Origin of the sequence: Mycobacterium sp. M26 (genome assembly GCF_001494595.1) — a bacterium.
Classification (GTDB): Bacteria; Actinomycetota; Actinomycetes; order Mycobacteriales; family Mycobacteriaceae; genus Mycobacterium.
On sequence record NZ_LN929908.1, the window covers coordinates 1,469,149 to 1,491,925 of the forward strand.

At 66.2% G+C, this 22,777-nt stretch carries 17 protein-coding genes; 12 read left to right on the forward strand and 5 right to left on the reverse strand.

The features are described 5' to 3' along the window. Positions 1 to 5 precede the first annotated feature (5 nt). The gene (locus BN3385_RS16250) at positions 6 to 896 is read left to right on the forward strand and encodes an alpha/beta fold hydrolase (RefSeq protein ID WP_059018095.1); all 891 of its coding nucleotides are present in this window, start codon (positions 6 to 8) and stop codon (positions 894 to 896) included. A 3-nt stretch (positions 897 to 899) separates the two neighbouring features. Here BN3385_RS16250 and BN3385_RS16255 read toward each other — a convergent pair whose 3' ends face one another. The 3 genes from BN3385_RS16255 to BN3385_RS28250 form a co-directional block, all read right to left on the reverse strand. After that, a complete protein-coding gene (locus BN3385_RS16255; RefSeq protein ID WP_059018097.1) occupies positions 900 to 1,721 on the reverse strand; it encodes an enoyl-CoA hydratase/isomerase family protein in 822 nt (273 codons plus the stop codon). A gap of 34 nt (positions 1,722 to 1,755) precedes the next feature. Continuing rightward, the gene (locus tag BN3385_RS16260; protein ID WP_059018099.1) at positions 1,756 to 2,607 is read right to left on the reverse strand and encodes a ribokinase; all 852 of its coding nucleotides are present in this window, start codon (positions 2,605 to 2,607) and stop codon (positions 1,756 to 1,758) included. Between the two features lie 193 nt (positions 2,608 to 2,800). Then, positions 2,801 to 3,163 carry a hypothetical protein gene (locus BN3385_RS28250; protein WP_059018101.1) on the reverse strand — a complete coding sequence of 121 codons (363 nt, stop codon included), beginning with the start codon at positions 3,161 to 3,163 and terminating at the stop codon, positions 2,801 to 2,803. Between the two features lie 13 nt (positions 3,164 to 3,176). Between BN3385_RS28250 and BN3385_RS16270 the strand changes: the two genes are divergently transcribed. Genes BN3385_RS16270 through BN3385_RS16290 form a run of 5 tightly spaced genes read left to right on the forward strand, consistent with a single transcriptional unit; the run spans position 3,177 to position 16,281 of the window. After that, complete coding sequence (locus BN3385_RS16270) at positions 3,177 to 11,741, forward strand: beta strand repeat-containing protein (protein ID WP_156432776.1); 8,565 nt, start codon at positions 3,177 to 3,179, stop codon at positions 11,739 to 11,741. An 18-nt stretch (positions 11,742 to 11,759) separates the two neighbouring features. After that, positions 11,760 to 12,635 (forward strand): TIGR04255 family protein, encoded by an 876-nt coding sequence (locus tag BN3385_RS16275; protein WP_059018104.1) that lies wholly within the window; start codon positions 11,760 to 11,762, stop codon positions 12,633 to 12,635. Positions 12,636 to 12,682: 47 nt separating this feature from the next. Beyond that, the gene (locus BN3385_RS16280) at positions 12,683 to 13,930 is read left to right on the forward strand and encodes a glutamate-5-semialdehyde dehydrogenase (protein ID WP_059018106.1); all 1,248 of its coding nucleotides are present in this window, start codon (positions 12,683 to 12,685) and stop codon (positions 13,928 to 13,930) included. A 16-nt stretch (positions 13,931 to 13,946) separates the two neighbouring features. Then, positions 13,947 to 14,825 carry an AAA family ATPase gene (locus BN3385_RS16285; protein WP_059018108.1) on the forward strand — a complete coding sequence of 293 codons (879 nt, stop codon included), beginning with the start codon at positions 13,947 to 13,949 and terminating at the stop codon, positions 14,823 to 14,825. Positions 14,826 to 14,835: 10 nt separating this feature from the next. Then, positions 14,836 to 16,281, forward strand: a complete 1,446-nt coding sequence (locus BN3385_RS16290; protein ID WP_059018110.1) for a vWA domain-containing protein — start codon at positions 14,836 to 14,838, stop codon at positions 16,279 to 16,281. On the opposite strand, the gene BN3385_RS16295 is transcribed toward BN3385_RS16290, so the two are convergent. After that, positions 16,278 to 17,336: a PE-PPE domain-containing protein gene (locus BN3385_RS16295; RefSeq protein WP_059018112.1), complete on the reverse strand. Its 1,059-nt coding sequence runs from the start codon at positions 17,334 to 17,336 to the stop codon at positions 16,278 to 16,280. The genes BN3385_RS16290 and BN3385_RS16295 overlap by 4 nt on opposite strands. Positions 17,337 to 17,457: 121 nt before the next feature. Between BN3385_RS16295 and nadD the strand changes: the two genes are divergently transcribed. From nadD to BN3385_RS16320, 5 genes are read left to right on the forward strand one after another with little or no spacing between them, the layout of a single operon-like run. Beyond that, a complete protein-coding gene (gene nadD, locus BN3385_RS16300) occupies positions 17,458 to 18,120 on the forward strand; it encodes a nicotinate-nucleotide adenylyltransferase (RefSeq protein WP_286141804.1) in 663 nt (220 codons plus the stop codon). Then, positions 18,121 to 18,507: a ribosome silencing factor gene (rsfS, locus tag BN3385_RS16305; protein WP_059018115.1), complete on the forward strand. Its 387-nt coding sequence runs from the start codon at positions 18,121 to 18,123 to the stop codon at positions 18,505 to 18,507. Beyond that, the gene (gene gpgP / locus BN3385_RS16310) at positions 18,504 to 19,172 is read left to right on the forward strand and encodes a glucosyl-3-phosphoglycerate phosphatase (RefSeq protein ID WP_059018118.1); all 669 of its coding nucleotides are present in this window, start codon (positions 18,504 to 18,506) and stop codon (positions 19,170 to 19,172) included. The genes rsfS and gpgP overlap by 4 nt, the downstream gene beginning before the upstream one ends. Beyond that, positions 19,162 to 19,911, forward strand: a complete 750-nt coding sequence (gene octT, locus BN3385_RS16315) for a diglucosylglycerate octanoyltransferase (protein WP_059018120.1) — start codon at positions 19,162 to 19,164, stop codon at positions 19,909 to 19,911. Before gpgP ends, octT begins: the two co-directional genes overlap by 11 nt. A gap of 3 nt (positions 19,912 to 19,914) precedes the next feature. Further along, a complete protein-coding gene (locus BN3385_RS16320) occupies positions 19,915 to 20,760 on the forward strand; it encodes a DegV family protein (RefSeq protein WP_059018123.1) in 846 nt (281 codons plus the stop codon). Here the strand turns inward: BN3385_RS16320 and BN3385_RS16325 are convergent, their stop codons facing one another. Continuing rightward, entirely contained in the window at positions 20,761 to 21,819 is a 1,059-nt protein-coding gene (locus BN3385_RS16325; protein ID WP_059018125.1) for an NAD(P)H-dependent amine dehydrogenase family protein, read from the reverse strand. Positions 21,820 to 21,973: 154 nt separating this feature from the next. Here BN3385_RS16325 and BN3385_RS16330 point away from each other — a divergent pair, with 154 nt between their 5' ends. Further along, positions 21,974 to 22,777: a ComEA family DNA-binding protein gene (locus BN3385_RS16330; RefSeq protein ID WP_059018127.1), complete on the forward strand. Its 804-nt coding sequence runs from the start codon at positions 21,974 to 21,976 to the stop codon at positions 22,775 to 22,777.

The following is a 22,777-nucleotide window of genomic DNA, read 5'->3' on the forward strand; positions in this document are numbered from 1 at the left end:
CAAACATGGCCTACCAGAACAGGTTCGACCAGAAGCGCGTCGAACTGAGCAGCGTGACATTGAGCGTGATCGACGAAGGCTCCGGCCCGCCGGTGCTGCTGCTGCACGGCTTTCCCGACCGCGCCGCCATGTGGTCCGACCAGATCGAGCACCTGCTCGCAGCCGGGTACCGGGTGATCGCCCCGGACATGCGCGGATTCGGCGACAGCGACCGGCCCGCCGGGGTGGCCAACTATGCCGGTGAACTCGCCGTCGCCGATGCCGTCGAACTCCTGGCACACCTTGGGGTCGACCGGGCGCACCTCGTCGCCCACGACTGGGGCGCCATGATCGCCTGGTCGATCGCCGCGATGGTGCCCGATGTCGTCGCGACACTGACGGTCATGTCGGTGGGACATCCGCGCGCCTTCTTCGTCACCGGTGACCGGCAGCGCCAATTGTCCTGGTATGTATTGTTTTTCAACCAGGTCGGGGTTGCCGAGGACATGCTGCCCCGCAATGACTGGCAGTGGTACCGATCCTGGGCGTTCGACGGTGCGGCGCGCGGCACCAACCCACAACTCGACCAACAACTGGCCGACCTGGAGCGCCCCGGCGCGCTCGAAGCGGGGCTCAACTGGTACCGCGCGAACTTCGCCCCCGAGATGTTCCTGGCCGACGACTCGTTCGCCGCGCTACCCAACGTCACGTGCCCCGTGCTGGCGATGTGGTCGGACAAAGAGATGGCTTTGACCGAGGAACAGATGACCGGCTCGGCGGACTATGTGGACGGCAGCTGGGAATACCACCGCATCCCCGGCGCCGGACACTGGCTACCCCGTCAGGCGCCTGCGGAGGTCAATGACCACCTCGGCCGGTTCCTGTCCGCACATTCCGGTATCGCCGCGCCGGCGTAGCGCTCAGAGCCGGCCGTCGATCTGCAGGTCGGGGTGCACCCAGTTGGGGGAGCGGCGTTCCTTGAAGGCCATGAACCCTTCGATCGACTCCGGCGAACCGAGACTGCGCTGCATGCCAATTCGGTCATAGAGCCCGATGTAGTTGTCGATACTGGACTTCACCACCGACCGCGCCCCTGGCGCGGTACGGCAGCACTGGGCCAACACCTCACGAGCGCTGTCCATCAGCTCGTCGTGAGGCACCACACGCGCGACCATGCCCCAGTCCAGCGCCTCCGCGGCGGTCAGAGTGCGGCCGGTCAACATCAGATCCCGGGTGCGCACCGGCCCGATCAGCCGGGTCAGCATCTGGCTGTAGTAGGTGTCGGCGATGCCACGGTAGAGCTCGGGCACCCGGAAGGTGGCCCGCTCGCTCACCACCGCCATGTCGGCGCACAGCGCGATCTGCAGGCCGCCGCCCTGGCACAACCCGTTGACCGCCGCGACCACCGGCTTTGCCGACTGGCGCAGGGTGTCGAACGGCATCGCGTCCATGCCCAGTGCAGCACCGAAGGTCAGCCAGTTGTCCGCACCGCCGCCGCCCATGTCACCACCCGGGGCGAACACGTCGCCGGTCCCGGTGATCAGGAGTCCGGCCAGGTCTGAATCGCCGCCCACATGGTTCACCGCGTACTTGATGCCGAAGTACATCGCCGGTGTCATGGCGTTGCGGGCCTCGGGGCGGTCCAGGGTGCACACCCCGAAAGCGCCTTCGCGGGTGAACTTCAGAAACGGCGTGCCCAGCCAGTCCCCATCGGGCGGCCGGGGTGAATCGGTGTGTGTCATCGTCGACGAGACTATCGCCCCTACCGTAGGTGATTCAGTACCGGGTCAGCGCATCGTCGATCGCCTCGGCTCGCGGTGCGCAGTCGCCGGCGCCCGGGACGAGAGTGGCCAGCGCCCCTGCTGCGCACGCCCGCCGGAGAGCCCGTTCGATTCCCGCCGTCCAGTCGGCAGCGAGCACACCGGCGAACACATCACCGGCCCCCGTCGTGTCGATGGCCTCGACCTCGGGGGTGGGGATCTCGGCCGATCCGCCCGGGCCCCGATAGCTGGCGCCGCGCGCCCCGCGAGTCACCACCACATGCGGCGTCGGCCAGGTCCAGTGCTGTTCCTCGGTGTCGTTGACCACCACGACATCGGTGAACGCGGCAAGGTCGGCCAGCGCTGGGTCCCCGCTCACCGGCGAGGCGTTGACGACGACCGTCGCACCGATCGAACGGGCCTCCCGCGCGGCAGCCAACGCCGTGGCGACCGGGATCTCCAGTTGAACCAGCAGCACGTCGCAGTCGGCGATGGCCGCCCGCGCGGCCGAACTCAGCGTCAGGTGTCCATTGGCGCCCGGCGCGACGACGATCAGGTTGTCGCCCTGCTCGCCGACGAGGATCACCGCGCTGCCACTGGGTGCGGACAGTTCTTCCAGCCCGTCGAGACCCACCCCGTTCGCGCCGAGATGGGCCCGTAGTTGGGCGCCGGCCGGGTCGGTGCCCACCGCCCCGACGAACGTAACGGTGGCGCCGGCGCGCGCCGCCGCCACAGCCTGATTGCCGCCCTTACCCCCGGGCTCGGTGCGCACCCCGGCGGCCAGGACCGTTTCCCCGGGCCGGGGCAGAGACGACACCGAAAAGAATTGATCGACATTCACACTGCCGACGACGCAAACCCGTGCCATACTCCCACGCTAGTTTGCTCACGCTGCACTATCGCGGCGGAAAAAGAAAATCTGTGGCCTGTTTGAATTTGCCACAACATGGTTCCGACGCCCGTGTTAATTTGATCGCCGTGACCGGCCGTCATCACACCACAAAGGTAGCGAAGGCCAAAGCCGGTCGGCATCGTAAGAAGCGGCAGCGCCGCATCGAGCCCTACGCCTGGCTCGGCGCGGGTGTCGCCACCGTCGCCGTCGGCGCCGCATTTGCTGCCGGTCCGGCCGTCGCCCACGCCGACACCACCGATTCGGCCGGATCGTCGGCGGGAACCTCAGCTCCGGCCCATGGTGGCACCGCCCGCCGCAGCACCGAGCGGTCCACCACTCCGGACTCCACTGCCACGACCACCGCACCGACCCGCAGCGTCGGCAAGTCCGGCCGGGCCAGCCGAACGCCAGACACCACGTCGACCCCCACCTCCAGCGCGGGATCGGGCTCGACGGCGACCGGCTCCGCTGCGAGCACCACCCCGGCACCGGCCGCAGCCAGAGTGCCCGCCGCCGCAGCCGCTGTGGTCACCGTGGACACCGAGGTGCCCGACACTGCGACCCCGGCTCAGCCCGCTGCCGACACCGCCGCGGAGATCGTCGCCGCGACCGTGGTCGAGGCGCCCGAAGCAGCCGCTGCGGCCGTGGCCGATGCGCCGGTGGCCCTCGCCGCGTCCACTACCGTCAGCAGCGCAGCGCTGGTCGGGGCCGATGACGTCTCGGCTGCACTGTCGGCCTGGGCGGCGGCCCTGTCCGCGCAGCTGTCTGCCGGCACCCTCCAGGACCGGCTTCGCACCTTCCTCGGCGTCCCGCTGTTCACCTCGCTGCTGACGTCGCTGGGTACCAATCTCGGACTGGGCAACGTCGGAGCGACCAATCTGGGCTCGGGCAACGTCGGCGACCTCAACCTGGGCTCCGGGAACCAGGGCAGCTCCAATGTCGGGGACGGCAATGTCGGTGACAAGAACATCGGCTCGGGTAACTCCGGCAGCAACAACATCGGCTCCGGCAACGCTGGAAGCTCGAATCTGGGCTCCGGTAACCTCGGCAACCTCAATATCGGCTGGGGAAACCTGGGCGACAACAACTTTGGGTTCGGGAATAGCGGCACCGGCAACATCGGGTTCGGGAACACCGGCACCGGCAATATCGGCATCGGGCTGACCGGAAACAACCAGATCGGTATCGGGGCGCTCAACGTCGGCACCGGCAACATCGGCTTGTTCAACTCCGGAAACAACAACATCGGGTTCTTCAACTCCGGTGACGGCAATGTCGGATTCTTCAACTCGGGCAACAACAACTGGGGCATCGGCAACGCCGGTGACTTCAACACCGGTCTGTTCAATGTCGGCAAGGCCAACACCGGGTGGGGCAACGTCGGCAATGCCAACACCGGCAACCACAACAGCGGCAGCTACAACAGCGGTGGCGCCAATATCGGCAATTCCAATACCGGTTCGGTCAACGTCGGCAGCACCAATACCGGCTGGGGCAACACCGGCAATTCCAATACCGGACTTGCCAATTCGGGCAACGTCAACACCGGGGCGTTCAACTCCGGCAACTTCAACAACGGCTTCTTCATTGCCGGCGACAATCAGGGACAGTTCGGCATCGACCTGTCGATCACCATCCCTGCGATCCCGTTCAACTTCACGTTCAGCATCCCGATCAACCAGGAAATCGACATCCCGACGCAGGCGGTCAACGTCCCGGGTGTGACCGTTCCAGCGTTCACCTACTCCACCACCGGGTTCTCGGCCTTCTTCGGGCCGATCATCATTCCGCAGTCGGTGCTGGACACCCCGGGCGTCAAGATCTTCATCGGGTCCTCGACCACCACCCTCGACATCACGATCACCGGCCAGGCCGACCCGTACACCATCACCTTCCTGAAGATCGACCCCGCACCGGGCTTCTTCAACTCGACCACCAATCCCACGTCAGGCTTCTTCAACTCGGGCACCGGCGGCGGCTCCGGCTTCTTCAACAACGGAGCTTTGGCCTCCGGGTGGGCCAACCTGGTCTCCACCGGCGGCTCCGGCCTGTCCGGTTGGCAGAACTACGGCTCGCTGGCCTCCGGCTGGGCGAACCTGGGCAATACCGTCTCCGGCTGGTTCAACACCTCGACGCTGAATCTTGCTGACCCGGCGTTTGTTTCGGGTCTGGCCAACATCGGTTCTCAGGTGGCCGGGTTCTTCCAGGGGGTGACCCCCAACCTCGGACTGGGAAACATCGGGTCCTGGAACATCGGCTTCGGCAACGTCGGTGACGGGAACCTGGGTGCGGGCAACCAGGGGACTCTCAACCTCGGTAACGGCAACGACGGGGACGGCAACCTGGGATCGGGCAACTCCGGCGACGGCAATATCGGCTCGGGCAACAACGGCAGCACCAATGTCGGGTTCGGCAACCTGGGGAATTTCAACTTCGGCCTGGGTAACTTCGGCGACAACAACTTTGGGTTCGGCAACACTGGCACCGGCAACATCGGGTTCGGCAACACCGGTACCGGCAATATCGGCATCGGGCTGACCGGGAACAACCAGATCGGCTTCGGTGGCTGGAATTCGGGCACCGGCAATATCGGGTTGTTCAACTCGGGCAACAACAACGTCGGGTTCTTCAACTCCGGTGACGGCAACATCGGGTTCTTCAACTCCGGGGACAACAACTTCGGGATCGGGAACCCGGGCAACCTGAACACCGGGTTGTTCAATGTGGGTAACACCAACACCGGTATCTCCAACGTCGGCAACACCAACACCGGCTACGGCAACAAGGGCAGCCACAACAGCGGATCGGTCAACGTCGGCAATACCAACTCCGGATCGGCCAACGCGGGCAACACCAACACCGGGTGGGCCAACTCGGGCAATTCCAATACCGGACTGGCGAATTCGGGTGACGTCAACACCGGCGCGTTCATCTCGGGGAACTACAGCAACGGCTTCTTCTGGCGCGGCGACAACCAGGGCCAGATCGGTGCCGCATTCGGCATCTACCTGCCCGTCTACTCCATCCACGCCACGGCCACCATCCCGATCGACATCCCGATCACCACCAATCTCGGCGACGTCTTCTACAACCTGCCCACCATCCCGAGCATCCCGTACGGCATCACGCTGCTGAGCATCTTCAGCATCACCGGCCAGATCAACTCCGTCACGGTCCCGACCGTCGAGGGCGTCACCTCCACCGTGGCGCCGCAGATCCTCATCGGCGGCCCCGGCACCGTGATCACCGGCACCGCAACGGCCGGCATCGGCGGCGTCTACATCCCGATCATCGACATCCCCACCGGGCCGGGCTTCTTCAACTCGACGACCACTCCGACGTCGGGGTTCTTCAACTCCGGTGCCGGTGGTGGGTCCGGCTTCTACAACTTCGGCGCCGGCAGTTCGGGCCTGTTCAACATGGTGCCCTTGGAGATCGTCGGCGGCTCGGGCCTGTCCGGCGTATTGAACTACGGTTCACTGGCATCCGGTTTCGCCAACCTGGGCTCGGCGATCTCGGGCTGGTTCAATACCTCGACCCTGAATGTGGGCACCGCCGCCGATCTTTCAGGTCTGGCCAACGTCGGCACCCAACTCGCGGGACTGTTCCGCGACGCCACCGGCACCACGTTCAATCTCGGCCTGGGCAACCTCGGGTTCCTCAACGTCGGCTTCGGCAACGTCGGAAATTGGAACCTCGGCTCGGGTAACGACGGTAGTTCCAATGTTGGTAATGGCAATGTTGGTGATGGGAATCTGGGGTCGGGGAACTCTGGGGATGACAATCTTGGTTCGGGTAATGCGGGGTCGGGCAATGTTGGGTTCGGCAATTTGGGGAACTCGAACATTGGGTGGGGTAATAAGGGGGACAACAACTTTGGGTTCGGGAACACCGGTACGGGCAATATCGGGTTTGGTAACTCGGGGACGGGGAACATCGGGTTTGGTCTGACGGGGAACAATCAGATCGGGATCGGTGCGCTGAACCTGGGGACGGGCAATATCGGGTTGTTCAACTCGGGGAGTAACAACATCGGGTTCTTCAACTCCGGTGATGGGAACATCGGGTTCTTCAACTCGGGGAACAACAACTTCGGGATCGGCAACTCCGGCAACCTGAACACGGGGTTGTTCAATGTGGGGAACACCAACACTGGTGTGTCGAATGTGGGTAGTACGAACACCGGGTATGGCAATGCGGGGTCGTTCAACTCCGGTGGGATGAATGTTGGGGATACCAACTCGGGGTTGTTCAACGCGGGTAACACCAACACCGGGCTGGGCAACGCGGGCAACTCCAACACTGGTGTGGCCAATACCGGCAACGTCAACACCGGGGCCTTCATCTCGGGGAACTTCAGTAACGGCCTGCTGTGGCGCGGGAATAACCAGGGCCAGTTCAGTGCGAAGCTCGGCATCACCATCCCCGAGTTGCCGATCAACCTCGACGTCAACGTCCCCATCGCGATCCCGATCACCGCGACCCTCGGTGCCGGCCCCGGGCCCGGCACCGTCACGATCCTCGCGTTCAGCATCCCGCAGATCCAGGCCACGATCGAAGGCAGCAATGCCATCACCATCGGGCCCATCAACATCCCGAACATCGTTGTCTCCGCCGACAACCCATTCCTGACCGCCGAGATCGGGGGAGCGGGAACCGCGATCCACATCACCGGCACCGGCGGTATCGGGCCGATCGTGATCTCGTTGTTGGATATTCCGGCGGGGCCTGGGTTCTTTAATTCGACGACGAGTCCGACGTCGGGGTTCTTCAATTCGGGTGCTGGTGGTGGTTCGGGGTTCTTCAACTTCGGGGCGGGTAGTTCGGGGTTGTTGAATGTGGTGCCGTTGACGTTGGTGGGTGCGTCGGGGCTGTCGGGGTTCTTGAACTATGGGTCGTTGTCGTCGGGTGTGGCGAATCTGGGGTCGGGGATCTCGGGGATTTACAACACCTCGAGTCTGAATCTTGGTGATCTGGCCAATATTTCGGGCTGGGACAATGTGGGTTCTCAGGTGGCGGGTCTGCTGCGTGGTGCGCAGGTGAACCTGGGTCTGGGGAATCTGGGCTTCGGCAATATCGGCCATGGCAATGTGGGGGATTGGAACCTGGGCCAGGGCAATGAGGGTAGTTCCAATGTTGGTAACGGCAATGTTGGTGATGGGAATCTGGGGTCGGGGAACTCTGGGGATGACAATCTTGGTTCGGGTAATGCGGGGTCGGGCAATGTTGGGTTCGGCAATTTGGGGAACTCGAACATTGGGTGGGGTAATAAGGGGGACAACAACTTTGGGTTCGGGAACACCGGTACGGGCAATATCGGGTTTGGTAACTCGGGGACGGGGAACATCGGGTTTGGTCTGACGGGGAACAATCAGATCGGGATCGGTGCGCTGAACCTGGGGACGGGCAATATCGGGTTGTTCAACTCGGGGAGTAACAACATCGGGTTCTTCAACTCCGGTGATGGGAACATCGGGTTCTTCAACTCGGGGAACAACAACTTCGGGATCGGCAACTCCGGCAACCTGAACACGGGGTTGTTCAATGTGGGGAACACCAACACTGGTGTGTCGAATGTGGGTAGTACGAACACCGGGTATGGCAATGCGGGGTCGTTCAACTCCGGTGGGATGAATGTTGGGGATACCAACTCGGGGTTGTTCAACGCGGGTAACACCAACACCGGGCTGGGCAACGCGGGCAACTCCAACACTGGTGTGGCCAATACCGGCAACGTCAACACCGGGGCCTTCATCTCGGGGAACTTCAGTAACGGCCTGCTGTGGCGCGGGAATAACCAGGGCCAGTTCAGTGCGAAGCTCGGCATCACCATCCCCGAGTTGCCGATCAACCTCGACGTCAACGTCCCCATCGCGATCCCGATCACCGCGACCCTCGGTGCCGGCCCCGGGCCCGGCACCGTCACGATCCTCGCGTTCAGCATCCCGCAGATCCAGGCCACGATCGAAGGCAGCAATGCCATCACCATCGGGCCCATCAACATCCCGAACATCGTTGTCTCCGCCGACAACCCATTCCTGACCGCCGAGATCGGGGGAGCGGGAACCGCGATCCACATCACCGGCACCGGCGGTATCGGGCCGATCGTGATCTCGTTGTTGGATATTCCGGCGGGGCCTGGGTTCTTTAATTCGACGACGAGTCCGACGTCGGGGTTCTTCAATTCGGGTGCTGGTGGTGGTTCGGGGTTCTTCAACTTCGGGGCGGGTAGTTCGGGGTTGTTGAATGTGGTGCCGTTGACGTTGGTGGGTGCGTCGGGGCTGTCGGGGTTCTTGAACTATGGGTCGTTGTCGTCGGGTGTGGCGAATCTGGGGTCGGGGATCTCGGGGATTTACAACACCTCGAGTCTGAATCTTGGTGATCTGGCCAATATTTCGGGCTGGGACAATGTGGGTTCTCAGGTGGCGGGTCTGCTGCGTGGTGCGCAGGTGAACCTGGGTCTGGGGAATCTGGGCTTCGGCAATATCGGCCATGGCAATGTGGGGGATTGGAACCTGGGCCAGGGCAATGAGGGTAGTTCCAATGTTGGTAACGGCAATGTTGGTGATGGGAATCTGGGGTCGGGGAACTCTGGGGATGACAATCTTGGTTCGGGTAATGCGGGGTCGGGCAATGTTGGGTTCGGCAATTTGGGGAACTCGAACATTGGGTGGGGTAATAAGGGGGACAACAACTTTGGGTTCGGGAACACCGGTACGGGCAATATCGGGTTTGGTAACTCGGGGACGGGGAACATCGGGTTTGGTCTGACGGGGAACAATCAGATCGGGATCGGTGCGCTGAACCTGGGGACGGGCAATATCGGGTTGTTCAACTCGGGGAGTAACAACATCGGGTTCTTCAACTCCGGTGATGGGAACATCGGGTTCTTCAACTCGGGGAACAACAACTTCGGGATCGGCAACTCCGGCAACCTGAACACAGGGTTGTTCAATGTGGGGAACACCAACACCGGTATCTCGAATGTGGGTAGTACGAACACCGGGTATGGCAATGCGGGGTCGTTCAACTCCGGTGGGATGAATGTTGGGGATACCAACTCGGGGTTGTTCAACGCGGGTAACACCAACACCGGGCTGGGCAACTCGGGCAACTCCAACACTGGTGTGGGCAACACCGGCAACGTCAACACCGGGGCCTTCATCTCGGGAGACTTCAGCAACGGCTTCTTCTGGCGCGGCCAGAACCAAGGCCAATTCGGCGCCGGCCTCAGCGTCAAGATCTCCGAGATCACCGGCTTCCTCAACGTCGACATCCCCGTCGACATCCCGATCACCGTCACTGCCACCCCGGTAAAGATCGACACCATCACGATCCCGACCGTCACCGTCGGACCCGGTGCCGTTACCGGCATCGCGCTTGGCATCTGTTCGATCCTCTGCACCGTCAACCAGGTCGGCGTCAGCGCCAACTTCGGCCCGATCACCATCGGGCCCATCCAGCTCGGGTTCGCCGACAACAAGGCCGCCACCGTCACTATCGGCGGCCCGGACACCGTCATCAAGATCGGTGCCACCGGCGGCATCGGGCCGATCGAGATCAAGCTGCTCGACATCCCCGCCGCCCCAGGCTTCTTCAACTCCACCACCAACCCGACATCGGGCTTCTTCAACACCGGCACCGGCGGCGGGTCCGGACTGTTCAACTTCGGTGCGGGATCCTCCGGCTGGGCCAACGCCGGAAACGGCCTCTCAGGTCTGCAGAACTACGGTTCGCTGATGTCGGGCTGGGCCAACCTGGGCAACACCATCTCCGGCTGGTTCAACACCTCGACGCTGAATCTCGCGACACCGGCCAACCTTTCGGGCCTGGCCAACCTCGGCACCAACCTGGCCGGCCTTTTCCGCGATGCCACCGGTACGACCTTCAACCTCGGCCTGGGCAATGTCGGGTTCCTCAACACCGGTTTCGGCAATGTCGGGAACTGGAACCTCGGCTCAGGCAACCAGGGCAGCAACAACTTCGGCAACGGGAACGACGGAGATGGCAACCTCGGCTCCGGCAACTCCGGAGACGGCAACGTCGGTTCGGGCAACAACGGCGACGTCAACATCGGCTTCGGCAACCTCGGCAATTTCAACTTCGGTCTGGGGAACTCCGGCAACAACAACATCGGCTTCGGCAACACCGGCAACAACAACATCGGCTTCGGGCTGACCGGGAACAACCAGATCGGCTTCGGGGCGTTCAACACCGGCACCGGCAATATCGGGTTGTTCAACACCGGCAATAACAACATCGGGTTCTTCAACTCCGGTGACGGCAACATCGGATTCTTCAACTCGGGCAACAACAACTGGGGTATCGGCAACGTCGGGGACCTTAACACCGGCCTGTTCAACGTCGGCGGCACCAACGTCGGTTACGGCAATGCCGGTAGCAACAACACCGGATTCGTCAACGTCGGCAACACCAACACCGGTTCGGCCAACGCGGGCAACACCAACACCGGATCAGGGAACTCGGGCAACTTCAATACCGGATTCGTCAACTCGGGCAACACCAACACCGGGCTGTTCAACTCCGGTAACAACAGCAACGGCCTGTTCTGGCGGGGCAACAACCAAGGGCTGATCAGCTTCAACTACGCGATCAGCATCGGCGAAATCCCGTACCACTATGAAGTGACCATCCCGATCGACATCCCCATCAGCGGCACCGTCAACCAGATCACGCTGGACGCGTTCAACATCAACATTCCGTTCTCGGTCACCACCTGGGATCGGCAGGGCGGCTGTGCGGCCTTCGCCGGGTGCGGGTTCACCTCGTGGTTCGCCCCCATCACCGTCGTCACAGGCAACATCCCGATCCCGATCGACAAGAAGACATTCGGCCCGTTCCAGCTGCCGCCCATCGCCTTCACCGACACCATCGACCTCGCCGGCAACGGAACCCTGGGCCCCTTCGTCTTCGACGTCATCAACTTCCAGCAGACTCCCGGCTTCTTCAACTCCACCACCACTGCGTCCTCCGGCTTCTTCAACAGCGGGGCCGGCGCTGACTCGGGCTTCTTCAACTCGGGAACCGGAAACACCTCGGGTCTGGCCAACTCGGGCGGCGACCTGTCGGGTCTGTTCCGGCGCGGCTGATCTCGGCCCGTAGGTTGGATGACCATGTACCCCAAGCGTGAAGCCTTCCGCACTCCGCCGGTGGTGGTCGTCGCCGCCGAAGCCCGGTTCACCGACTCACCCCGGCTGCGGCAGAAGGAGACACTCGACGCCATCGCGATCGCGCTGGAGGGCCGGTTCCCGTTCAGCGAACCGCTGACCGGAGTCGACGTGCAGGCCGTCGCACCCGGTATGCCCGCGCAACTCGCACCCCGCCAGGGCATCCTGCTGCGCAATGCTGAGCGCACCCAGGCCCTGACGCTGACGGCCACCGCGCTCACCTACGAGACCACCGACTACACCGAGTTCGAGGTGCTGCACGCCGCGATGGGCGCAGCCAGCCAAGCCCTCGTCGATGCCCAGGTGGCGCCGGAACTCAAGCGGGTCGGCCTGCGCTACATCGACGAGATCCGGGTGGACCAGCCGGTGACTGACGCCCGCGCGTGGCGGACCTGGATCGACGCCAGCCTGCTGGGGCCGATGGACATCACCCCCGACCATGTCCCGTCGGCAGGCATCCAGGGTGCCGTCGGCTTCGACCTGGGCGGGCGCGGTGGACTGAAGGTCCAGTACGCCAGCTTCACCGAGGGAGCCACCACCGTCCCGCTGCACCTGCGGCGCCGCGCGTTCGACCCCGGTCCGTTCTTCGCCCTCGACCTCGACGGGTTCGTCGAGTTCGGCCCCGACGAGTCGGTGCGGCTGGACGCCGGTGTCGTCACCGACCTGCTGGCCAAGGTGCACGCACCGCTGGGTGCGGCCTTCCAGGGCTCCATCACCGACGCCGCGAGGGCCTTGTTCCGCGGCGGCGCGGCCGGGGCGATCAACGGTTCGGCCAGCCCCCGGCATCGCAGCGGCAGCGAGCCGCAGATCGGCTGAACCAGCCCCCACCTGCCGGTTGGTCGGGAGCCCGATACGCTGGACCAATGAGTGTGCACGCACCATCGGTTCCCGATGTTCGCGAACAGGTGCATGAGGCGGCCCGACGCGCCCGCGTCGCGGCGCGCACGCTGGGATCCCTGACCACCACGGTCAAAGACCGCGCCCTGCATGCCGCGGCTGACGCCGTGCTCGCCCACACCCACCAGATCATCGCCGCCAACGCCGAGGATCTCGACGCCGCCCGCGCCGCAGGCACCCCTGAGGCCATGCTGGACCGGCTGGCACTCAACCCGCAGCGCATCGACGGCATCGCCGCCGGTCTGAGGCAGGTCGCCGGTCTGCCCGACCCGGTCGGGGAGGTGCTGCGCGGTCGCACGCTGCCCAATGGCCTGCAGCTGCGTCAGCAGCGCGTTCCGCTCGGTGTGATCGGGATCGTCTACGAGGGCCGGCCCAACGTCACCGTGGACGCCTTCGGACTGACGCTGAAATCCGGCAACGCCGTGCTGCTGCGCGGCAGTTCCTCGGCGGCCAACTCCAACGCCGAACTCGTCACCGTCCTGCGCGGCGCACTGGCCGGCGAGGGCCTACCCGAAGACGCGGTACAGCTGCTGCCCAGCGCCGACCGCACCAGCGTCACCCACCTGATCCAGGCCCGTGGTCTGGTCGACGTGGTCATCCCGCGCGGCGGCGCCGGCCTGATCGACGCCGTGGTGCGCGACGCCACCGTGCCCACCATCGAGACCGGTGTCGGCAACTGCCACGTCTACGTCCACTCGGCCGCCGACCTCGACGTCGCCGAGCAGATCATCCTCAACGCCAAGACCCGCCGGCCCAGCGTCTGCAACGCCGCCGAGACCCTGCTGATCGACGCCGGCATCGCCGAGGTCGCCGCGCCGCGGCTGCTCGGAGCGCTGCAGCGGGCCGGGGTCACCGTGCACGACAACCCGACCGAGGACGAGCTGCGCGCGGAGTTCCTGTCGATGGACATCGCGGTGGCCGTCGTCGAGGACCTCGACGCCGCCATCGAGCACATCAACACCTATGGCACCGGCCACACCGAGGCCATCGTCACCACCAATCTCGCAGCGGCACAACGGTTCACCGAACAGGTGGATGCGGCCGCGGTGATGGTCAACGCGTCGACCGCCTTCACCGACGGTGAGCAGTTCGGTTTCGGCGCCGAGATCGGCATCTCCACCCAGAAGCTGCACGCCCGCGGTCCCATGGGTCTGCCAGAACTGACATCGACCAAGTGGATCGTCTGGGGAGACGGCCACACCCGACCTGCCTGATCCGACAGGAGCATCCGTGACTGAATCCCCGGCCCGCCCGGCACCGCTGTTCGCCGATATCGACGACGTCTCCAAGCGGTTGGCCGAGACCGGCTATCTGCCCGACACCGCGACCGCCACCGCGGTGTTCCTGGCCGACCGGCTGGGCAAGCCGCTGCTGGTCGAAGGCCCGGCGGGCGTGGGCAAGACCGAGCTGGCCCGCGCCGTGGCGCAGTGCACCGGCTCGGGTCTGGTACGGCTGCAGTGCTACGAGGGCGTCGATGAGGCCCGCGCACTCTACGAGTGGAACCACGCCAAGCAGATCCTGCGGATGCAGTCCGGGGCGAACGACTGGGACCAGGCCAAGACGGACATCTTCAGCGAGGAGTTCCTGCTGTCGCGTCCGCTGCTGACGGCGATCCGGCGCACCGAGCCCACCGTCCTGCTGATCGACGAGACCGACAAGGCCGACATCGAGATCGAAGGCCTGCTGCTCGAGGTGCTCTCCGACTTCGCGGTCACCGTCCCCGAACTGGGCACCATCACCGCGTCGCGCACCCCGTTCGTCGTGCTCACCTCCAACGCCACCCGCGAGCTGTCCGAGGCCCTCAAGCGGCGCTGCCTGTTCCTGCACATCGACTTCCCCGACCCTGACCTGGAGCGGCGCATCCTGCTGTCCCGGGTGCCCGAACTGCCGGAATCGCTTGCCGCCGAACTGGTCCGCATCATCGGTGTGCTGCGCGGTATGCAGCTCAAGAAGCTGCCGTCGGTCGCCGAGACCATCGACTGGGGCCGCACGATCCTGGCTCTGGGTCTGGACACCATCGACGACGCCACCATCGCCGCCACACTCGGCGTGGTCCTCAAACACCAGTCCGACCAGCAGCGCGCGGCCGGCGAGCTTCGGCTGAACTAGGAGTCTGCAGATGGCCGTCCGCAGGGTGCGTCCCCCACAGCCGCTGGCCCCGCATGGCCTGCCCGGTCACCTGGTCGGCTTCGTCGAAGCGCTTCGGGCCCAAGGTATTTCAGTCGGACCGTCGGAAACCGTGGATGCCGGCCGGGTGATGACCGTACTCGGGCTCGGCGACCGTGAGGCGTTACGTGAGGGGCTGGCGTGCGCGGTGCTGCGCCGCGCCGACCACCGGCAGACCTACGACGCGCTGTTCGACCTGTGGTGGCCGGCCGCGCTCGGCGGGCGCACCGTGCTGGTCGACGAGGACAGTGACGATCCCACCCCGGAGGGGCTGCCCCCCGAGGACGTCGAGGCCATGCGTGGCATGCTGCTCGACCTGCTGGCCGACAATCCCGAGATCGGCGACATGGACGAGCGGTTGGTCGCGATGATCGCCCAGATCGTCGAGGCCTACGGGCGCTACACCTCCAGCCGCGGCCCCTCGTACTCGTCCTATCAGGCGCTCAAGGCGATGGGGCTGGACGAACTGGAGGGCCGGCTGCTGGCCGGGCTGCTGGCCCCGCACGGCGACGATCCCAGCCCCACCCAGGAGCAGATCGCCAAAGCGCTTGCCGCCCAGAAGATTCAGCAGCTACGACGGCTGGTGGAGAACGAGACCAAGCGGCGCACCGCCGAGCAGCTCGGCCGCGACCACGTCCAGATGTACGGCATCCCGCAGCTGGCCGAGAACGTGGAGTTCCTGCGTGCCTCCGGAGACCAGCTGCGCCAGATGCGCAAGACGGTCCAACCGCTGGCGCGGATGCTGGCCACCCGGTTGGCCGCCAAGCGCCGCCGGCACCGGGCCGGGGCGATCGATCTGCGCAAGACGCTGCGCAAGTCGATGTCCACCGGCGGTGTCCCGATCGACGTGGTGCTGCGCAAGCCCCGCCCGGCCCGTCCCGAACTCGTGGTGCTGTGCGACGTCTCCGGTTCGGTCGCCGGGTTCAGCCACTTCACTCTGCTGCTGGTGCATGCCCTGCGCCAGCAGTTTTCCCGCGTTCGGGTTTTCGCGTTCATCGACACTACCGACGAGGTCACCCACCTGTTCGGTCCCGACGCCGACCTGGCGGTTGCCATCCAGCGGATCACCCGCGAGGCCGGGGTGTACACCCGCGACGGGCATTCCGACTACGGCAACGCCTTCGTCTCGTTCACCGAGAACTTCCACAACGTGCTGTCCCCGCGCAGCTCGCTGCTGGTTCTCGGGGACGGCCGCACCAACTACCGCAGCCCGGCCACCGACGTGCTGGCCCGCATGGTCAACGCCAGCAGACACGCGCACTGGCTCAACCCCGAACCGCGTCATCTGTGGGGCAGCGGCGATTCGGCGGTGCCGCGCTACGAAGACGTCATCACCATGCACGAATGCCGGTCGGCCAAACAGCTGGCCGCCGTGATCGACCAGCTGCTACCGGTCTAGCGTCCGCGCGCCGCCCTGGCGCTACCGGCCGTGGACCGGGCCGGCCCGTCGGAGCGGGCGGCACTGCGTGGCTTCGGAGAACCGGTTTTCGGCGCACCGACCGCTGCCGCGCTGGGCCGCCGCAGCACGTTGCGCAGCGCCTGCGCCGGCGGCAGCAGCCGGGCCCGGGCCGGGCTGCTGTAGTCGGTCCGGTCGTAGCCGGCCTCCACCATCGGCCGCAGCGTCGAATCCAGCTGGTTGAGTACCGGTTCGGGCACGATGCCGCTCAGCGGCATCAGCAGCGGTAACCGCGGTGTGTGCACCAGGTAGTAGGTGGTGTTGTCGCGCTCCTGGTAGTACATGGTGTCGTTGCCGGCAGCCTTGGCGGCCTCGAGATCGGCGGCGGTCAGCTCGGTCTGGGTGCGGCCGTGGATGTAGACCATGCCCATGACGGCATTGGCCGTCGCCAGCAGATTCAACGGATAGGTGGGGAAGTCGGCCCAGCCGTCGTACTGCCGTGCCACATCGACGGTCAGATCGCCGTTGTCGGGGGTGGGACCCGTGAAGCTGACGTCGAGGACCGGGATGTAGAGCCCGTCGAACCTGGACAGCACGCCGCCGTTGGGCCGACTGGGGTTCTCCACGAGGACGAAGGTGTTGCCGGTCCCGCCGGGATTCTCGGCCTTGTAGCGCGACGCGACGACAGCCCCCTGCGACAGTCCGAAGATCACGTCGCCGTCGGGGTTGCGCGCACCGAGGTTCTGTACGCCCTGGGCCACGGACCGATTCCAGGTGAGGTCGAAGATCAGGCCGTGAGACACCGGCCAGAAGCCGGCGTTGTACTCGACGTTGCCGCTCGACACAGGCGGGTCGGAGGGCGTGTCGGTGCCGTCGAGCACCTGCTCGATGAAAGCGCGGTACTGGGCATCGGTGGGCGTCCAGCCGATGTTGGTTCCACGCAGATACGTCACGGAAGCCGCCAGCAGTTCGGGGACGGTCTGCACCGTCGGGGTCAGGGTGATGACCGCCGCGGTCATCGCGGCGGTCAGGCCGGTCAGCGCGCCGCCGAGTGTCATCACGTTGCCACCGCGGTCGAACAGTGCATCGTTGCACTCCTTCGTCGAGGCGCAGCGTAACCCGGGCTGGGTCGCCGCACGGGTGATTCGTCCGGGGTGTGCTCCCGTAAGCTGGTCAATCGTGGTTTCCTCGGCTCGGCGCAGGCTCGGTGTGATGGGTGGGACGTTCGATCCCGTCCACCACGGCCACCTGGTTGCCGCCAGTGAGGTCGCGGACCTGTTCGAACTCGACGAGGTCGTGTTCGTTCCCACCGGGCAGCCGTGGCAGAAGTCCCGCGACGTCACCCCGGCCGAGGACCGCTATCTGATGACCGTCATCGCCACTGCGTCGAACCCGCGGTTCTCGGTGAGCCGGGTCGACATCGATCGCGGCGGCCCGACCTACACCAACGACACCCTGCGCGACCTGCGTGACCTGAACCCCGACGCCGACCTGTACTTCATCACCGGCGCCGACGCGCTGGCCTCGATCCTGTCCTGGCAGAACTGGGAGGAACTGTTCGCCCTGGCGACGTTCATCGGGGTCAGCAGGCCGGGCTACGAACTCAACGGCCAGCACATCGTCGCCGCCTTCGACCAGCTGCCCGAGGAGGCGCTGAACCTGGTCGAGGTACCGGCCCTGGCGATTTCGTCCACCGACTGCCGGGCGCGGGCCGCCAAGGGCAGGCCGATCTGGTACCTGGTGCCCGACGGTGTGGTGCAGTACGTCGCCAAGCGCGGCCTGTACCGCGACCGCGGTGCGGTGGGGACGATGGCCGCCGCGACACTCCAGAAGGGACAGTAAGTGACTGCGTCTGCCGAGGCCATCGCGATGGCCACCATCGCCGCCCGCGCCGCAGCGGCAAAACTGGCGCAGGACGTCGTCGTCATCGACGTCTCGGGCCAGCTCGTCATCACCGACTGCTTCGTGATCGCCTCGGCGTCCAACGACCGCCAGGTCGGCGCCATCGTCGATGAGGTCGAGGAGAAGATGCGGCTGGCCGGCCACAAGCCGGCCCGTCGCGAAGGCACCCGGGAAGGCCGGTGGGTGCTGCTCGACTACGTCGACATCGTGGTGCACATCCAGCACCAGGACGAGCGCAATTTCTATGCGCTCGACCGGCTGTGGCGGGACTGCCCGCTGATCCAGGTCGACCTCGACGATGCCGGAGCCGCCGGGGAGACCTCGTGAGGGTGCGCCGGCTGGTGATGCTGCGCCACGGCCAGACCGAGTACAACGCCGGCAGCCGGATGCAGGGTCAACTCGACACGGATCTGACCGATCTGGGCCGTGCTCAGGCGGTGGCAGCGGCCGAGGTGCTGGCCAAACGTCAGCCGTTGCTGATCGTCTCCTCGGATCTGCGCCGTGCCTACGACACCGCCATGGCGCTGCATGAGCGCACCGCCTTGCCGGTGCAGGTCGACACCCGGCTGCGCGAAACCCATCTCGGTGACTGGCAGGGCCTGACCCACCACGAGGTCGACGCCCAGGCCCCGGGTGCCCGGATCGCCTGGCGCGACGATGCGACCTGGGCCCCGCACGGCGGTGAGAGCCGCATCGACGTCGCCGACCGCAGCGTGCCCCTGGTCGCTGAATTGGTTGCCGGCGAGCCGGAATGGGGCAGTGAGGAGCCCGACCGGCCGGTGGTGCTGGTGGCCCACGGCGGTTTGATCGCCGCACTGTGTGCCGCACTGCTGGACCTGCCGGTGGACAGCTGGCCCATCCTGGGCGGGATGGGCAATGCGAGCTGGGCGCAGCTGTCCGGGCACAGCCCCGAGGGGGCGGCGTTCACCGACATCCGCTGGCGGCTCGACGTGTGGAACGCCTCGGCCCAGGTGGCCAACGATGTCCTCTGAATCGTCCTCTGAATCCCGCCGGACCCTCCTCGTGTTCTGCGACTCGCTGTCCTATTACGGGCCGCAGGGCGGGCTTCCCGCCGATGATCCCCGGATCTGGCCCAATATCGTTGCCAGACATCTGGATTGGGATCTGGAACTGATCGGCCGCATCGGCTGGACCTCCCGCGACGTATGGTGGGCGGCCACCCAGGATCCGCGGGCGTGGGCCGCTCTGCCGCGCGCCGGTGCGGTGATCTTCGCGACCAGTGGCATGGATTCGCTGCCGTCCCCGCTGCCGACCGCATTGCGGGAACTCATCCGCTACGTGCGACCGGCGACGCTGCGCCGCTGGGTGCGCGATGGCTACGGCTGGGCGCAGCCCCGGCTCTCGCCGATCGCGCGGCCGGCCCTTCCGCCGCACCTGAGTGTGGAGTATCTCGAAATGACCAGGGCGGCAATCGACTTCAACCGGCCCGGGATTCCGGTGGTGGCCTCGCTGCCGTCAGTGCACACCGCCGAGACCTACGGCCACGCCCACCACGGCCGCCGCGGTACCGTTTCGGCCATCACCGAATGGGCCGACGAGCACCGGATTCCGCTGGTGGACCTCAAAGAGGCGGTGGCTGACGAGGTGCTGGCCGGCCGCGGCAACCCCGACGGCATCCACTGGAACTTCGAGGCGCACCAGGCTGTCGCCGAACTGATGCTCAAGGCGCTCGCGCTCGCGGGTGTGCCACCCGAGAATCCGCTCGACTGACCCATGGCCGTCGTCGTGGTGACCGACTCCTCGGCCCGGCTCCCGGCAGAGGACGTCGAAGGGTGGGGGATTCACGTTGTCCCGCTGCATGTTCTGGTCGACGGCCAGGATCTGCGCGACGGTGTCGACGAGATGCCCACCGACCTCTACCAGCGTGGCCAGGTCTCCACGGCCGGTGCCACCCCGGCGGAACTGACTGCGGCCTACCGCCGCGCACTCCAGGACAGCGGCGGCGACGGTGTGGTGGCCGTACACATCTCCGGGGCACTGTCGAGCACGCTGGGCGCCGCCGAGTACGCCGCCGGTGAGTTCGGCGGCGCGGTACGGGTGATCGACTCCAAGTCGACCGCCATGGGCACCGGCTTCGTCGCGCTGGCTGCCGCCGGTGCGGCGCGCGCCGGCTCTGATCTGGATGCCGTTGCCGCCCAAGCAGAATCGACGGCCGGCCGAGTACACGGATTCATCGTCGTGCATCGCCTGGAGAACCTGCGCCGCAGCGGCCGGATCGGCACGGCGGCCTCCTGGCTGGGAACGGCCCTCTCGCTCAAGCCGCTACTACGCATCGACGAGAGCGGCCAGCTGGTGCTGGTCGCGCGGGTGCGCACCGCATCCAAGGCGATCGCGGCGATGGTCGAGCAGGTTCTTGCGGCGGTGGGGGAGCGCCGGGCGCGACTGGCCGTGCACCACATCGACAACCCCGCCGCCGCAGCCGATGTGGCTGCCACCCTGGCGGCTGCGCTGCCGGGGTGCGGGCCTGCGGTCATCACCGATCTCGGCCCGGTGCTCGGCGTGCACGTGGGCACCGGCGCAGTGGGAGTCGTTGCGGCCCTTGAAGAGCCGCACGCGTAGTCAGCTGGCGGCGAAGCGGCCCGTCACCGGCGGCAGGTCGGCCAGCGTGACGATCCCCGGCGCGGCGGCCACCACCGCCGGCACGGCATTGGTCACCGGCATCGCGGTGTAGATCATGCCCAGACCCATAAAGCCGTCCTCGGGCCAGCCCTTGGGCGGCAGGCAGTGCAGCACCGTGCGCATATTGGGCACGCCGAAGACCTGGATGACGTGACCGTGCTCGAGTGGCTTGGGCGGTGTGACGTGGTAGCCCATGATCCAGTTGAACCCGACGCTGACCGCATTGCGGTCACCGACCCAGCCGCGGTGGTAGCCGTGCACTCCGCCGACGGTGCCCTCCGGGATCGTCATGAAACCCAGGTCGGAGTCGCCGGTGGCCGGGGTGAAGGTGACGTCGAAGGTCATCCGGTCCAGGTCGGCGCCGATGGCGTCGGCCATCATGGCTGCCGACTCGGCGAACACCTCGCTCTCGCGACGCACGCTCTCGGCCAGTCCCGGGGTGTCGGGGTCGCAGCCGAAGCCCATCGCGGTCTGGGTGCCCGCGGACTCGTAGGTCGAGCAATCCACCGACTCGGTGATCCGGATCTCGTCGACCCGCTCACAGGCGCCGGAGAGCACCATGCCCACCATGTTCGTCATCCCGGGATGCGCGCCACTGCCGAAGATCGTGGAATTGCCCTTCTCGCAGGCTTTTCGGATCCGGTCGAGGTCCCCCGGCGTCTGCTTACCGCCGGTGATCCAGGCCGCCGACGCGCAGACGTTGACGCCGGCCTCCAGCAGGCGGACCAGTTCGTCCACGCTCGGCCACAGCGGGTTGTAACAGCAGGCGTCCGGCTTGGTGGCCAGCAACGCGTCGATGTCGTTGGTCGCCGTGATGCCGGTCGGTTCCGGCCAGCCGGACAGCTCGGCGGCATCCACCCCGACCTTGTCGGCGCCGTGCGCGTACACCCCGACCAGTTCCATGTCCGGCCGGCCGATGATGGCGTGCAGCGACCGCCTGCCGATGTTGCCGGTAGTCCACTGGATGACCCGAATCGGCTGGTCGGTACGTGCGGTCATCGGGGCAACCTCCTGGGACGTCAGTAGACACTCTTTTCGCTTTGTACACGATGCGTGGCCGGCGTTGTGCACACTCCGGGATTCATCCACAGCCCGGTCCGGGCAGGCCTGCTCGACGGACTTTCGGGTCGGGTGGCCGCCCTACGGTCGCGGCATGGGATCTGAACCGCCGGCGGCCAGCCTGCACCGCCGTCTGGGAGTGACCGAGCCGCCTGCCCAGGATGCGGCTGACGACGCCGACGAGGCCGCCGCGCTGCCGAGCTGGATTCCGGAGAGCCACCCGCACCGCGGCCGGCAGGTGCTCGCCGCCATCCGGGCCGATCCCGGGCGAGCCGGGGCCGTCGCGCTGGGCGTCGTCGCCGTGCTGGCCGTGCTCGTCACGACCGTCACTCTGATGAGTGACGACAGCCCTCCGGTGATGTCAGCCAAGCTGCCACCGGTGGAGATGGTGTCCTCGGCGGCCCCGCGCGCCAGCGCCGTAGCCGACGAGCCCGTGGTGGTCAGTGTGGTGGGTCTGGTCAACAAGCCCGGACTGGTGACGCTGGCCCCGGACGCCCGGATCGCCGACGCCGTCTCGGCGGCCGGTGGCGCACTCGACGGTGCGGATCTGCTCGGGCTCAACCTGGCCCGTCATCTGACCGACGGCGAGCAGGTGGTCGTCGGCATCAGGATGCCGGCCGGCCAGCACGACGCGCTGGGAAGTTCAGTCAGCGGTGGACCGGCCAGCGGGCCGGCCGCGTCGTCTGCGTCCGCCGCGCCGCCGTCGGCACCGGTCGACCTCAACTCCGCGACCGTCGACGAACTCGACGCACTGCCCGGCGTCGGTCCGGTGACTGCGGCGGCCATCGTGGCCTGGCGCGAGAGCAACGGAAAGTTCACCAGCGTCGACCAACTCGGCGAGGTGGACGGCATCGGGACCGCGCGGCTGGAGAAGCTGCGGAGCCTGGTGCGGGTCTGA